This window comes from Streptomyces sp. NRRL S-495 (genome assembly GCF_000966955.1).
Classification (GTDB): Bacteria; Actinomycetota; Actinomycetes; order Streptomycetales; family Streptomycetaceae; genus Kitasatospora; species Kitasatospora purpeofusca.
In genome coordinates, this window is the sequence record NZ_JZWY01000390.1 from 1 (window position 1) to 14,522 (window position 14,522).

Annotated in this window: 12 protein-coding genes and 2 pseudogenes; 13 read left to right on the plus strand and 1 reads right to left on the minus strand. The window is 73.1% G+C overall.

Going from position 1 to position 14,522, the window contains the following annotated elements; genetic code table 11:
- Nucleotides 1–265 precede the first annotated feature (265 nt).
- From lepB to VR45_RS20695, 8 genes and pseudogenes are all read left to right on the plus strand, one after another.
- Entirely contained in the window at nt 266–1,015 is a 750-nt protein-coding gene (gene lepB, locus VR45_RS20660; RefSeq protein ID WP_045941281.1) for a signal peptidase I, read from the plus strand.
- Between the two features lie 118 nt (nt 1,016–1,133).
- Nucleotides 1,134–1,607: an NUDIX domain-containing protein gene (locus tag VR45_RS20665; protein ID WP_045941282.1), complete on the plus strand. Its 474-nt coding sequence runs from the start codon at nt 1,134–1,136 to the stop codon at nt 1,605–1,607.
- A 55-nt stretch (nt 1,608–1,662) separates the two neighbouring features.
- On the plus strand, nt 1,663–1,989 hold the full coding sequence (locus VR45_RS20670; protein ID WP_030056781.1) for a DUF2469 domain-containing protein: 327 nt from the start codon (nt 1,663–1,665) through the stop codon (nt 1,987–1,989).
- Nucleotides 1,990–2,328: 339 nt separating this feature from the next.
- Entirely contained in the window at nt 2,329–2,784 is a 456-nt protein-coding gene (locus tag VR45_RS20675) for a YraN family protein (protein WP_045941301.1), read from the plus strand.
- Nucleotides 2,785–4,551, plus strand: a complete 1,767-nt coding sequence (locus tag VR45_RS20680) for a YifB family Mg chelatase-like AAA ATPase (RefSeq protein ID WP_078896692.1) — start codon at nt 2,785–2,787, stop codon at nt 4,549–4,551. It abuts the gene before it with no gap.
- Nucleotides 4,548–5,866 (plus strand): annotated as a pseudogene (gene dprA, locus VR45_RS20685) (DNA-processing protein DprA). Before VR45_RS20680 ends, dprA begins: the two are co-directional and overlap by 4 nt.
- 331 nt (nt 5,867–6,197) lie before the next feature.
- Nucleotides 6,198–7,172: an RNA polymerase sigma factor WhiG gene (gene whiG / locus VR45_RS20690; protein WP_234326052.1), complete on the plus strand. Its 975-nt coding sequence runs from the start codon at nt 6,198–6,200 to the stop codon at nt 7,170–7,172.
- Nucleotides 7,173–7,461: 289 nt separating this feature from the next.
- Nucleotides 7,462–8,034, plus strand: coding sequence for a TetR/AcrR family transcriptional regulator (locus VR45_RS20695; RefSeq protein ID WP_045941283.1), 573 nt, complete (start codon nt 7,462–7,464; stop codon nt 8,032–8,034).
- Between the two features lie 130 nt (nt 8,035–8,164).
- On the opposite strand, the pseudogene VR45_RS44300 reads toward VR45_RS20695, so the two are convergent.
- Nucleotides 8,165–8,842, minus strand: a pseudogene (locus tag VR45_RS44300) (peptidoglycan DD-metalloendopeptidase family protein); the annotation flags it as partial.
- A gap of 515 nt (nt 8,843–9,357) precedes the next feature.
- Here VR45_RS44300 and rpsB point away from each other — a divergent pair.
- From rpsB to VR45_RS20720, 5 genes are all read left to right on the plus strand, one after another.
- On the plus strand, nt 9,358–10,275 hold the full coding sequence (gene rpsB / locus VR45_RS20700) for a 30S ribosomal protein S2 (RefSeq protein ID WP_045941284.1): 918 nt from the start codon (nt 9,358–9,360) through the stop codon (nt 10,273–10,275).
- Nucleotides 10,276–10,404: 129 nt separating this feature from the next.
- Nucleotides 10,405–11,244, plus strand: a complete 840-nt coding sequence (gene tsf / locus VR45_RS20705; protein ID WP_030396753.1) for a translation elongation factor Ts — start codon at nt 10,405–10,407, stop codon at nt 11,242–11,244.
- A gap of 261 nt (nt 11,245–11,505) precedes the next feature.
- The gene (gene pyrH / locus VR45_RS20710) at nt 11,506–12,270 is read left to right on the plus strand and encodes a UMP kinase (RefSeq protein ID WP_030396754.1); all 765 of its coding nucleotides are present in this window, start codon (nt 11,506–11,508) and stop codon (nt 12,268–12,270) included.
- 97 nt (nt 12,271–12,367) lie between these two features.
- Nucleotides 12,368–12,925, plus strand: coding sequence for a ribosome recycling factor (gene frr, locus VR45_RS20715; RefSeq protein WP_030396755.1), 558 nt, complete (start codon nt 12,368–12,370; stop codon nt 12,923–12,925).
- Nucleotides 12,926–13,350: 425 nt separating this feature from the next.
- Nucleotides 13,351–14,463, plus strand: a complete 1,113-nt coding sequence (locus VR45_RS20720; RefSeq protein ID WP_234326053.1) for a phosphatidate cytidylyltransferase — start codon at nt 13,351–13,353, stop codon at nt 14,461–14,463.
- Nucleotides 14,464–14,522 lie beyond the last annotated feature (59 nt).

The window sequence follows — 14,522 nt, forward strand, 5'->3', positions numbered from 1 at the left end:
CTGGCGGCGGCGGCCCTGCCCGCGGTTCCGGCCGCGGCCGGTGCCGTGGGCGCCGTCGCACTGCTCCCGCTGGTCCGCCGGCGGTGGAACGGGACGGACCGCGACGACCGGTCCTGACGACGACCGGGGGCGCCCGGGTCTTGCGCGGGCCGTGGTACCGACGAGTAATCTGCTCGGACGTGCCACGGCCCGCCGGGTTTTCCGCCCATGGTCCCGGTGCGGCGCTGTGGGCGTTTCCGGGTCGGTCAGGGGTTGGACGGTATCGATGAGCAGTGTCGTGGAACGCGCGACCGACAATCCGCCGGCCGCCGCCCGCCGTCGGCGCGGACCCGCGGCCGTGGTCCAGGGCGTACTGCTCGGCCTCGGACTGGTCCTGCTGATCGGCGGCTTCGCGGTGATCGCCGTGAGCTACCGGCCCTACAGCATTCCCACCGCCTCGATGGCGCCCACCCTCCAGGCCCAGGACACCGTCCTGGCCAGGAAGTCCGACGGCTCGGACGTCGGGCGGGGCGACGTGGTCGTCTTCCGCGACCAGGCCTGGGGCGGCGAGCTCATGGTCAAGCGCGTCGTCGCGGTCGGAGGGGACACCGTCGCGGTCGGCGAGGGCGACCGGCGGCTGACCGTGAACGGCAAGCCGGTGGACGAGCCCTACCTCGCCGGGACGGGTGCCCAGGGCGCCTCCTTCAACGTGGAGGTGCCGCCGGGCCGGCTCTTCCTGCTCGGTGACAACCGGCTCGGCTCGCTCGACTCCCGGGTGCACCTGGAGACGGACGGCGGGACCGTCCCGGCCACCGAGGTGCAGGCCAGGGTGGAGGCCACCGTGCTGCCGTTCGGCCGGATGGCGCTGCTGAGCGGCACCTCGGCGTTCGAGGCGATCGACGGACACCGGTCGGCGGGCCCGGGGCCGCTGGAGCCCGCGTTCTGGGCGAGCGTTGTAGGCGCGGCGACGATCGTCGTGACCTCGGCGGTGGGTGGTGCGGCGGGCCTGGTGCGCCGCCGTCGCCGCGCCGCCTGACCCCGGCCGGTGCCGCCCGCGCCGGGACCGCTCTGCCGAACCTCGCCCCGGACGACCGCGCCGGGTGGCAGGATCGGGGGAACGACCGGGGCGGACGGAGGGAGCGTGGAGGCTCGTCATGGCGGCACAGCGGCGCAGGGCCTCACGGATCCTGCTGCTCGACGGGCAGGACCGACTGCTGCTCTTCCACGGCTCGGACCCGGCGACGCCCGGCGTCACCTGGTGGTTCACCCCCGGTGGGGGACTCGAGCCGGGGGAGGACGTCCGGGACGCCGCCGAGCGGGAGCTCGTGGAGGAGACCGGGTTGCGCGGCGTGGAGCTGGGACCGGTGGTCGCGTACGGCAATGCTTCGTTCTCCTATCGGGGGCAGCGCTTCGAGCAGGAACAGTGGTTCCACCTGGCCCGGACGACGCGGACGGTGCTGGACCACTCGGGCATGGGCGAGGACGAACATGCCCAGTTGCTCGCGGCGCGCTGGTGGACGGTCGAGGAATTGCGGTCCACTTCCGAGACGGTCTATCCGGTCGGACTGGTGGACTTTCTGGAGCGGCTGTTGACCGAGGGGCCGCCGGTCGCCCCGGTACGGCTCTGAGGGTGAGTGCGGTGGTCCACAATGGGTGGACGTGACAAGTTGAGGGGACGCCTGGATGAGTGCCGAAGATCTCGAAAAGTACGAGACCGAGATGGAGCTCAAGCTCTACCGGGAGTACCGGGACGTCGTCGGCCTGTTCAAGTACGTGATCGAGACCGAGCGACGGTTCTACCTCACCAATGACTACGAGCTGCAGGTGCACTCGGTACAGGGCGAGGTCTTCTTCGAGGTGTCGATGGCGGATGCGTGGGTCTGGGACATGTACCGGCCGGCCCGGTTCGTCCGCAAGGTCCGGGTGCTGACCTTCAAGGACGTGAACATCGAGGAACTCGCGAAGAGCGATCTGGAGCTGCCCTCGGACGAGTCCGGCTTCGGGAACTGACGTTGGACCGCCCGGTCCCCGGATGTCCAGGGGAATTTCGGATATTCCGGAATTCTCACTCCCGTGGGTGACAGGAGTTATCCACAGGCCCGGGTTTTCCACAGGAAATAACAACTCTCTGGTCCGCTTCCGGATCGCACGGCAGCCTCCCCGTCGGAGGTGGTCACCGTGCAGGACATCGAGCGCGCCACGCGCCAGCAGACCGCGAAGGCCCGGCGGGACGGGCAGCCACGCCGACGGGCGGCACACGCCCCGGCGGGAGGCCCGCTCCCGCAGGCCGACCCGGGCTCCGTCGCGCCCGCATCCGCCCCGGCCGAGCCCGCCCCGCCCGTAACGGCCCTGCCCCCGCCCGGCGGGGCCGGACCGGGGAGGCTCAGCAACACCGGCCTCGGCCGCTACGGCGAACGCGTGGCCGCCCGTCGGCTCGCCGAGGAGGGGCTGCGCATCCTCGACCGCAACTGGCGGTGCGTGGAGGGCGAGCTGGACATCGTCGCCCTCGACGGCGACACGGTGGCGGTCTGCGAGGTCAAGACCCGTTCCGAGCGGAGCTTCCAGCAGCCCAGTGAGGCCATCGACCCCACCAAGGCGGACCGGCTGCGCCGCCTGGCCGAGCGCTGGATGTCCGAGCGCTGGCCCGGCCACTTCGCCCGGTTGGCGGGCCCCGAGTACCGGCCCGGCTCCACCGACCCGCCGTGGGCGCCCGTTCCGCCGGGCGGCGTCCGGATCGACCTCGTCGCCGTCATCAACCGGGTCCGCGGCGCGGCCACGGTCGACCACCTGCGGGGGGTGGTCTAGATGGCCTTCGCCCGGACGTGTTCCGTGGCCCTGGTCGGGGTCGACGGGGTGATTGTCGAGGTCCAGGCCGACCTGGAGCCCGGGGTAGCGGCGTTCACCCTGGTCGGCCTGCCCGACAAGGCGCTCTCCGAGGCCCGCGACCGGGTTCGCGCGGCGGTCGTGAACAGCGGTGAGGCCTGGCCGCAGCGCAAACTGACCGTCGGGCTGAGCCCGGCATCGGTGCCCAAGAGCGGCAGCGGCTTCGACCTCGCCGTCGCCTGCGCCGTACTGGCCGCAGCCGAACGGCTCGACCCCTCCGCGATCGCCGACCTGCTGCTCATCGGGGAGCTGGGCCTGGACGGGCGGGTGCGCCCGGTCCGCGGGGTGCTCCCGTCGGTGCTGGCGGCCGCCGACGCCGGTTACGAGCGGGTCGTGGTCGCCGATCAGACGGCCGCCGAGGCCGCGCTGGTCCCCGGAGTGAGTGTCATCGGCGTGCGCAGCCTGCGCCAGCTGATCGCCGTGCTCACCGGAGCCCCCGAGCCGGAGGAGCCCCCCGACCGGCTCGTCGGGCGCCCCGACCCGCTGATGGCTGGCCTCATGCTCCCCAGCGCCGGGGTGCGCGGCCTGCCCGACGAGGCGGCCGCCCGGATGGACCTCGCCGATGTGGCCGGACAGTACGAGGCCCGCCGGGCTCTGGAGATCGCCGCCGCCGGCGGCCACCACCTCTACCTCAAGGGCCCGCCGGGCGCGGGCAAGACGATGCTGGCGGAGCGGCTGCCGGCGCTGCTGCCGAGGCTGACGCAGAAGGAAGCGCTGGAGGTCACCGCGGTCCACTCCGTCGCGGGGCTGCTCCCGGCGGGCCGGCCGCTGATCGACCACGCGCCCTACTGCTCCCCGCACCACTCGACCACCATGCCCGCCATCGTCGGCGGCGGCAGCGGTCTGCCGAGACCGGGTGCGGTCTCGCTGGCCCACCGTGGGGTCCTGTTCCTCGACGAGGCGCCCGAGTTCCCCGTCCGGGTCCTGGACGCGCTGCGCCAACCGCTCGAAGCCGGCGAGGTGGTGATCGCGCGGTCCGCCGGATCGCTCCGACTGCCCGCCCGCTTCCTGCTCTGCCTGGCAGCCAACCCCTGTCCGTGCGGGCGCCATTCGCGGCGGGGCGAGGGGTGCGAGTGCACGCCTGCCATGGTCAGCCGCTACCAGGGCAGGCTGTCCGGCCCGCTGCTCGACCGGGTCGACCTCCAGGTCCAGGTCGCCCCGGTGACCAGGGCCGAGCTGATGCAGCGCGACACCTCGGCCGAGACCACCGAGGTCGTCGCCGCCCGGGTACTCGCGGCGCGGGAGCGCGCGGCGGCCCGGCTCGCGGGCACACCGTGGCGGACCAACGCCGAGGTCCCCGGACACGAGTTGCGCACCCGCTGGCAGCTGGCGCCGGGCGCGCTGAACGACGCTGCGCGCCAGCTGGAGCGGGGCCTTCTGACCGCTCGGGGCCTGGACCGGGTGCTGCGGGTCGCCTGGACCGTCGCCGACCTCGCCGGCCGCGGCCGCCCCGAACAGCGCGACATCCGGACGGCCCTTGTGCTGCGCACCGGCGTGGAACAGGGGCTCCCACTGACGGAGCAGTTCTTCCGCAGTCCGAACCTCGCCGCCGACCGCCCTGACCGCCCCGACGACTCTGCCGAGAACCGGTCCGGCGACGGGGCGGACGAGCGGCCCACCCGCCCCCGGTCCGCCCGCCGCCCGCCCGATCCCACCCCCACCGAGAAGCCCGAGGAGAGCGACACATGAGCCTCACCGCGAACGACCTCCCCCAGCGCCCGCCCACCGAACCGGGAGCCGTCCCGGAGCCCGGGACGCAGGCCCGGTCGCGCGTCGCCGAACCGTCCGGCCTGGCGGCACCCCGGACCCCCGGAGCGGAGGCCGAGGGGCCGCCGGGCCCGGAGACCCGGCCCAGGCCCGAGCCGGAGCGCCTCGCCAGGGCGGCGCTCAGCCGGCTCGGCGAACCGGGGGACGCCGCGCTCGGCCGCTGGCTCGCCCGCCTCGACGCACTGGACGTCGTGCGGGCGATCCGGGGTGGCGCCTCGGCCGAACAGCTCGGTGTGGACACCGCCAGACTGGCGGCCTACCGGGCCCGGATGACCGGGCTCGATCCGGTCGCCGATCTGGAACGGGTGCGTGCGGTCGGCGGGCGCTTCATCATTCCGGGCGACACCGAGTGGCCGAGCCAGCTGGACGACCTCGGGGAGGGCCGGCCCACCGGGCTCTGGGTGGTCGGGACGGGTTCGCTGCGCCTGCTCGCCCTGCGATCGGTCGCGGTGGTCGGAGCCCGGGCCTGCACGGCGTACGGTGCTCACGTCGCCGGGGACCTCGCCGCGCAGCTCGCTGAACGCGGCTGGGTGGTCGTGTCCGGCGGCGCCTACGGGCTCGACGCGGCCGCGGCGCCTACGGGATCGACGCGGCCGCCCACCGGGGCGCGCTGGCGGTCGGCGGTCCGACGGTCGGCGTCCTGGCCTGCGGGGTGGACGTGGCCTACCCGCGGGGCAACACCGCGCTGATCCGCCGGATCGCCGAACAGGGACTGCTGGTGAGCGAGCTTCCGCCGGGGGAGCACCCGACCAGGTTCCGGTTCGTGCTGCGCAACCGGGTGATCGCGGCGCTGACCCGCGGCACCGTGGTGGTCGAGGCGGCGCTGCGCAGCGGGGCGCTCAGCACCGCCAGACGCGCCCGCGATCTCAACCGGCACACCATGGGTGTGCCCGGACCGGTCACCTCGGAACTCTCCGCCGGGGTGCACACGCTGATCCGCAGCGGCGCCGCCACCGTGGTGACCGACGCGGCCGAGGTCGTCGAGCTGATCGGGGCGATCGGCGAGGACCTGGCGCCGCAGCGCAGCGGGCCGGTGCTGCCCAGGGACCTCCTGGAACCGGAGGCGGCGCGGGTCCTGGAGGCCGTGCCGGCCACGGCGGAGGGCGCGCCGGTGGAGCGGTTGGCCCGGCAGTCGGGACTTCCGCCGGACGAGGTGCTCCAGCGGCTCTACGAGCTGGGCTCGCTCGGCCATGTCGAGCGCCACGGCGCGCACTGGCGCCTGGTGCGGAGGAGGTGACGGCCCGTCCGGACGAGGGCGGCGGAGCGGCTCGGGGGAGACGTGGGGCGGGGCGTCAGGAGGACACGCGCCCGAGGGACGACCGGGAGGAGGACGGGGAAGGGCACGGGGTTGACGGGGCGGACCGGTCGGGCGGGGCCGGTATCCGGTTCGTCCACCTCCGGTGCCCGGGTGGGGCGACACGAATGCCACCGGATCGGGGGACGACCGAGTGGCGGTAGCACTCTGCAGCGAGTCGGTCACGCTACGCTCGCCATGCCTTCCCTATCAGCACATGACTCGGCAGAACGGCGCAGACCAACGTATGCCCACACACATTCCCGGACACCGAGTGACCGGTGGCGCCCGGTCCTCGGGAGGGCCGCGCACCGAGCGGCGGACCGCGACCGAGTACCCGTCCAAGTCCACGGGTGCGATGGGGGCCCTGGCGCGGCAGGGCGGCCGTCCGGCGCTCACCGGGGCGCACGACGACCGCCCGGACGCGCCCGGCGCTCCCGCTGACCCGGCCGCCCCCGCGTCCGCCGAAGCGCCGGCTCCCCGCCGGGAGCGCACGGCGCTCGAAGAGCTCTGGCGCTCCTACAAGGAGACGGCCGATCAGCGGCTGCGGGAGCAGCTGATCCTGCACTACTCACCGCTCGTCAAGTACGTCGCGGGCCGGGTCGGGGTCGGTCTGCCGTCCAATGTCGAGCAGGCCGACTTCGTCTCCTCCGGCGTCTTCGGGCTGATCGACGCGATCGAGAAGTTCGACATCGAGCGCGCCATCAAGTTCGAGACCTACGCGATCAGCCGGATCCGCGGCGCGATCATCGACGAGCTGCGCGCGCTGGACTGGATCCCGCGCTCGGTGCGGCAGAAGGCGAAGGCGGTCGAGCGCACCTACGCGACGCTGGAGGCCCGGCTGCGACGGACGCCGACCGAGCCCGAGGTCGCGGCCGAGATGGGCATCGCGATCGAGGACCTGCACACCATCTTCAGCCAGCTCTCGCTCGCCAACGTGGTCGCGCTCGACGAGCTGCTCCATCCCGTCGGCGACGGCGGCGACCGGCTGAGCCTGATGGAGACGCTCGAGGACCACGGGGCGGACGACCCGGTCGAGGTGGCCGAGGACCGGGAGCTGCGCCGGCTGCTGGCGCAGGCGGTCAACACCCTTCCCGAACGGGAGAAGACCGTGGTGACGCTCTACTACTACGAGGGGCTGACGCTCGCCGAGATCGGCCAGGTCCTCGGGGTGACCGAGAGCAGGGTCAGCCAGATCCACACCAAGTCGGTGCTCCAGCTGCGCGCCAAGCTGTCGGACATCCGGTAGCCGAAAGCCCCGGCCGAAAGCCCCGGCCGAACGCACCCGGCCGGACACTCTTCGGCGCCGACCAACCTCTGGTCGAACACCCGGCCGAAAAGCGCCCCCGGCCGGACGCCCCTCCGTCGAACGCCCCCGGCCGGTCGTCGTGCGGACCGGTCGGTGCGCCGCGTACGCCGGGGCCGCGCTCCGCGCCCCGGAACGCATCCCTCCGTATCCGTCGCGGTACGCGGCACCGTACCGGCGGGATGTAGGGCTCCGTACAGTGGAGGGCGTGCCGAAGATCCGAGCAGCCAGTGTGGCCGAGCATCGACAGATGCAGCGGGCAGCCCTCCTCGATGCTGCCCGCAGTCTCCTCACCGAGGGAGGCATGGAGGCCCTGACCTTCCCCGCGCTCGCCATGCGCACCGGGCTCGCGCGTTCCTCGGTGTACGAGTACTTCCGTTCCCGCGCGGCGGTGGTGGAGGCGCTCTGCGAGGTGGACTTCCCGTTGTGGGCCGCCGAGATCGAGGCCGGGATGGCGAGCCGGGACACCGCCGCCGAGCGGATCGAGGCGTATGTCCGGAGCCAGCTCGCGCTGGCCGCCGACCCGCGACACCGGGCGGTCGCGGCGATCTCCGCACTGGAGCTGGACGACGCGGCCCGGGAACGCATCCGAGCAGCGCACGGGACGCTGGTCGGGCTGGTGGTCCAGGCGCTGGAGGACCTCGGTCACGAGCAGCCCCGGCTGGCCGCCGCGCTGCTCCAGGGCATCGTCGAAGCGGCGGTGCGGCAGGCGGAGCACCGGGCCGCGGGCGGCCGGGCCGAGAGTCCCGAGGTGATCGCGGACGCCGCCGTCGCCCTCGCCCTGCACGGCCTCGGCCCGAGCTGAACCCTCGCGCTCCGCGGACGGTGTGCGGCTCGGCCTGGGGGATCGGCGCGGCGGCGACCGGGTCCGTCGGGCGGTCGAGCGGGAGCAGCCGGGCCCGGCCGCTCCCGAACAGGGCCGGCGGGTCGAGGTAGCGCTTGCCGCGCAGCAGGCCCCAGTGCAGGCAGGGGCCGTCGGCGCAGTGGCTGTCCCCGGGGGCGAGCCGTCCGATCACCTGTCCGGCCGCCACGGAGGTGCCCACCGGGAGGGCGCCCTCCACCGGTAGATAGGTGGTCCGCAGCGGGGGAGTCGACGGAGCCACGGACGCCGCGGATCCCGCCATCGCGTGGGTGACCGTGACCACCGGCCGTCCGGCCACCGGCCCGGCGAACGTCACCACCCCCGGCGCCGCGGCGCGGACCTCCGCACCGGCGGTGGCGGCCAGGTCGACGCCCCGGTGGCCCGCACCCCACGGTCGCTCGGGCGGCTCGGGCGGCTCGAAGCGGCCGATCACGGCACCCGGCCCCCCACCCGGCCCGTCCACTGGCCACCACCGCCCGCCCCCACTCACCCCGTGAAGTCCGGGCGCCCCGGAAACGACCGCGCCAGGACCCGCCTCCCCCGCGACACCGACCGCAGCCCCGTCCGCCCTGCCCGCGGCGTGCCCGAGTGCCCCGGGCCGGCCACCGGTCAGCAGGGCGACCAGCACCACCGGCAGAAGCGGCAGCACCCGCCGCCGCCCCGCCCCCACGCCTGCAGTCACACCCACACTCACACCCACGCCCGCGCCGATACCCACGCCCACACCCACCACCCCCACGCCGACAGTCATGCCGCCGAGGCTCCCCGGGCCGGCCCGACCCGGCCACCAGGGGCCCGTTTCCTGTGGACAACCGGCCCCTGGGGACAACGGCCGTCCCTCCAACGGGTGGACCCCGGCCGGTTCGCGGGCCCCCGGCACGGCCGCCCGGGTGCCCCGGACCTGGCCGGTCCCCGCCCGCCCGCCTTCCGCGGAGTCGCTCGGCGCTCGGCGCTTCCCGTACACTTCACACGCGACCCGGTCCGCCGGGTCGACTTCGCACGCCCCGCCACCGGTGGTCGGACAGCGGCTCAGCCGCCGCCCCCGCCAGGTGCGAGTGCCGCTCGGTCCGCCGAGCCCGACCGGTCCCAGGACCGTCGGGGAAAGCGGCTCGGCACGTTCGGGGCGTCAGGCGTGGCTGTCACCTGGCCGCCACGGACAAAACCGAGCCTGACCCGGCCGTTCGCACCAGCCGAGCGGGAAGCGCCACCGCGCCTCCCGTGACGCCGCTGCGCCGGAGCCGGGCGTAACACCTGAGGAGCACGGCTATGGCCGTCGTCACGATGCGGGAGCTGCTGGAGAGCGGCGTCCACTTCGGTCACCAGACCCGCCGCTGGAACCCGAAGATGAAGCGCTTCATCATCACCGAGCGCAACGGCATCTACATCATCGACCTCCTGCAGTCGCTGAACTACATCGACCGCGCCTTCGAGTTCATCAAGGAGACCGTTGCCCACGGCGGCAGCGTCCTCTTCGTCGGCACGAAGAAGCAGGCCCAGGAGGCCATCGCCGAGCAGGCCACCCGCGTGGGCATGCCCTACGTGAACCAGCGCTGGCTCGGCGGCATGCTGACCAACTTCTCGACCGTCTACAAGCGCCTGCAGCGCCTCAAGGAGCTCGGCGAGCTGGACTTCTCGGACGTGGCCGGTTCCGGCCTCACCAAGAAGGAGCTCCTGGTCCTCCAGCGCGAGCACGACAAGCTGGAGAAGACCCTCGGCGGTATCCGTGACATGCAGCGCGTTCCCAGCGCTGTCTGGATCGTGGACACCAAGAAGGAGCACATCGCGGTCGGCGAGGCCCGGAAGCTCAACATCCCGGTCGTCGCCATCCTCGACACCAACTGTGACCCCGACGAGGTCGACTACAAGATCCCGGGCAACGACGACGCGATCCGCTCCGTCACCCTGCTGACCCGTGTGATCGCCGACGCCGTCGCCGAGGGCCTCAAGTCCCGCGCGGGTGTCGCCAAGGGCGACGTCAAGGCCGAGCCGGGTGCCGACCAGCCGCTCGCCGACTGGGAGAAGGACATCCTGGAGGGCGAGAAGAAGGCTGAGGAGGCCCCCGCCGCCGACGCCGAGGCTGCTCCGGCTGCCGAGGCCGTCGAGGCCCCGGTCACCGAGGCCCCCGCCGCCGAGGCCCCCGCCGCCGAGGCTCCGGCCGCCGAGGCTCCGGCCGAGCAGGCCTGACGTACCAAGGGTGAGGGGCACCCGCCGGTACGACACCGGTCGGTGCCCCTCTCTCCCGCGCCGGGGCCGAACCATCGGCCCCGGCGCTACTCCACGCAGACACGCGAGACGCGAGAAGAGATTCACACCATGGCGAACTTCACCGCCGCGGACGTCAAGAAGCTCCGTGAGCTCACCGGCGCCGGCATGATGGACTGCAAGAAGGCCCTGGACGAGGCCGAGGGCAACGTCGAGAAGGCCGTCGAGCTTCTGCGCATCAAGGGCCAGAAGGGCGTTGCCAAGCGTGAGGGCCGCGACGCCTCCAACGGTGCCGTCGCCGCGCTGATCGCCGAGGACAAGAAGTCCGGCGTCCTGGTCGAGCTGAACTGCGAGACCGACTTCGTCGCCAAGGGTGACAACTTCGTCCAGGTCGCCGACGCGATCGCCGCCCACGTCGCCAAGAGCGCCCCGGCCGACCTGGACGCCGCCCTGGCGTCCGAGATCGAGGCCGGCAAGACCGTCCAGCAGTTCGTGGACGAGGCCAACGCGACCCTGGGTGAGAAGATCGTCTTCCGCCGCTTCGCGCAGTTCGGTGGCGACGGCTTCGTCGCCGTCTACCTGCACAAGACCAGCCCCGACCTGCCGCCGGCCGTCGGCGTCCTGGTCGAGCTGGACAAGGAGAACGCCGAGGTCGCCAAGGACGTCGCGCAGCACATCGCCGCCTTCGCGCCGAAGTACCTGTCCCGCGAGGACATCCCGGCCGAGGACATCGAGAACGAGCGCCGCGTCGCCGAGGCCACCGCTCGCGAGGAGGGCAAGCCGGAGGCTGCCCTGCCGAAGATCGTCGAGGGTCGCGTCACCGGCTTCGTGAAGGAGAACTCCGTCCTGGAGCAGGCCTTCGCGAAGGACAACAAGAAGACCGTCGCCAAGGTCCTCGAGGAGAACGGCGTCGCCCTCAAGCGCTTCGCCCGCTTCCGCGTCGGCGCCTGAGCCACGTTCCACCGGTCTCCCCGGCCGTAGGCTGGGAACCGCCCCCGCCCGCTGACCAGGGCGACGGGGAACGCGCCGTACGGGCTCACCCAGCGCCATCCGTTCACGGGCGAGCCGCGTCGGCGACATGAACGACGAGGAGGCCATTGCCGTGCAGGACACCGAACCGGTTCCCGCGGCAGTGGCCTCCTCGCGTGTACGCGCAGGCCGGGCACCCGCACACCCGCGTCTGTGAACCAGTAGGTGCAGAAGGAGAAGTCCATGCAGGAGACGCAGGAGACCGCGCGGGAGATCCAGGACGGCACGCGCCGCCGGGTAATGCTGAAGCTGTCCGGTGAGGCCTTCGCCGGCGGCGGCGGGCTCGGCGTCGATCCGGACGTCGTGCACGCGATCGCCCGTGAGATCGCCACGGTCGTCCGCGCGGGCACCGAGGTCGCCGTGGTGATCGGCGGCGGCAACTTCTTCCGCGGCGCCGAGCTCCAGGTCCGCGGTATGGACCGGGCCCGTTCGGACTACATGGGCATGCTCGGCACGGTCATGAACTGCCTGGCGCTCCAGGACTTCCTGGTCAAGGAGGGCATCGAGACGCGGGTCCAGACCGCCATCACGATGGGCCAGGTCGCCGAGCCGTACCTGCCGCTGCGCGCCGTCCGGCACCTGGAGAAGGGCCGCGTGGTGATCTTCGGTGCCGGTATGGGCATGCCCTACTTCTCCACCGACACCACGGCCGTCCAGCGGGCGCTGGAGATCCACGCCGATGTGCTGCTGATGGGCAAGAACGGCGTGGACGGCGTCTACGACTCCGACCCCCGTACCAACCCGGACGCGGTCAAGTTCGACGCGCTGGAGTACTCCGAGGTCATCGCGCGCGACCTCAAGGTGGCCGACCTCACCGCGATCACGCTGTGCAAGGACAACAACCTTCCGATGCTGGTCTTCGAGCTGCTTGCGGAGGGCAATATCGCGCGTGCGGTGAAGAGTGAGAAGATCGGCACACTCATCAGCCAGGATTCTGTCCGGGCCTGAGCAGTAACCAGCCGTACCGGACGGCGCCGCCGCCGCGAGGCTCCGGCGCCCGACCCCGGTCGGGACACCAGCAGATGAACCGGACAGGGAGATCACAGTGATCGAAGAGACCCTCCTCGACGCCGAGGAGAAGATGGAGAAGGCCGTCGCCCACGCCAAGGACGACTTCGCCGCCATCCGCACCGGCCGCGCGCACCCGGCGATGTTCGCCAAGATCGTCGCGGAGTACTACGGCGCCGTGACGCCGATCAACCAGCTGGCCTCCTTCTCCGTGCCGGAGCCCCGGATGGCGGTCGTCTCGCCGTTCGACAAGACCGCGCTGAAGGCGATCGAGCAGGCGATCCGCGACTCCGACCTGGGCGTCAACCCGTCGAACGACGGCTCCATCATCCGGGTCGTGCTCCCCGAGCTGACCGAGGAGCGCCGCCGGGAGTTCATCAAGGTCGCCCGCGGCAAGGGCGAGGACGCCAAGGTCTCGATCCGCGCCGTCCGCCGCAAGGCCAAGGACGCGATCGACAAGCTGGTCAAGGACGGCGAGATCGGCGAGGACGACGGCCGTCGCGCCGAGAAGGAGCTCGACGACACCACGGCCAAGTACGTGGCCACCGTCGACGAGCTGCTGAAGCACAAGGAAGCCGAGCTGCTCGAGGTCTGATGAACGACGCCCCTGACGCCCCTGGCTATTGGGGCACGTCCGACCAGCAGTACCAGCCGTACCGTCCGCACGAGCCTGCGCAGGCCCCCAGCACGCCTGCGCAGGCCCCCGGCGCACCCGGCACACCTGGCCCGTCCGGCCCGCCGGCCGCGCCCGTCGCCGGCGGGTACCCGGCGCAGCCGCCGCACGGGCAGTACGACCAGCCCGGGCAGTACGGCCGGCCCGGGCAGTACGACCAGCACGGGCAGTACGGCGCGGGTGACCCCGGCCACCGAACGGGTCACTCCCAGCAGCCTCCGGTGTACTGGGACCCCGACGCGGAGGAGACTCAGGTCATGCCTCCCGTTCCGGCCGACCCGGGCCCGCAGCCCGCAGCCCCGTCCGGGCCCGACCCCGCCGAGGGGTCGTCCCGGGAGACGGGCCGGCTGAGCGGACCGCTGTTCCGCGACGAGCAGCCCGGGGCGGTGGAGCCTGGCGCGTCGGAGACGGTCGTGCTGCGCGCGATCACCGACGACGCCCGGTCCGCTCCGGTCGGCGGGCCGTACCCGGGCGCCGCGGCGTACCCGGGGCCGTCGGCGCCGCAGGTGCCGCCGGTCGCGGCGGGTCACCCCGGTGTGCCGGGCGGACCGGCGGCGGGGCAGCCGTTCCTCGTGCCGTCGTCCCACCCAGGGCAGGAGACACCCGTGGCCCAGCCCGATCCGCAGCCTCAGCCGGCGCAGCGCAAGCAGCGCGGCGGCCGCAACCTCCAGGCCGCGATAGGCGTGGGCGTCGGCCTCGGCGCGGTCATCGTCGCCTCGCTCTTCGTCGTCAAGGCCCTGTTCCTGGTCGTGGTGATCGCGGCCGTGTCGGTCGGCGTCTGGGAGCTGACCAGCCGGCTGGCCGAGCGCAAGGAGATCAAGGCGCCGCTGGTCCCGCTGGTCGTGGGCGGCATCGCGATGGTCGCCACCGGCTACTGGTCGGGAATCCAGTGGGCGGCGGCCTCGCTCGCGCTCACCGGTCTCGCGGTGATGGTCTGGCGGATGGCCGAGCCGCCGGAGAACTATCTGCGGGACATAACGGCGGGCATCTTCACCGCCTTCTACGTCCCCTTCCTCGCGACCTTCGTGGCGATGATGCTGGCGGCCGACGACGGTCCGCAGCGGATCGTACTGTTCCTGATCGTCACGGTGTGCAGTGACACCGGCGCCTACGCGGTGGGCTACAAGTTCGGCCGGACCAAGCTGGCGCCGACGATCAGCCCGGGCAAGACCCGGGAGGGCCTGGCCGGCGGCATCGGCCTGTCGATGCTGGCGGGCGCGCTGCTGATGGAGCTGATCATCGACGGCGGCAGCTGGTGGCAGGGCCTGATCCTGGGCGGCTGCGCGGCGGTCGTCGCGACCCTGGGCGACCTGGGCGAGTCGATGATCAAGCGCGACCTCGGCATCAAGGACATGGGCACCCTGCTGCCCGGCCACGGCGGCATCATGGACCGGCTGGACTCGCTGTTGCCGACCGCCCCGGTGGTCTGGCTGCTGCTGGCGGCCTTCGTGGGCAGCTGAGGCCACCCGCCCCGGCCCAGGGCCCCGGACGCACGGCGTTCGGGGCCCTCGCGCGTCTG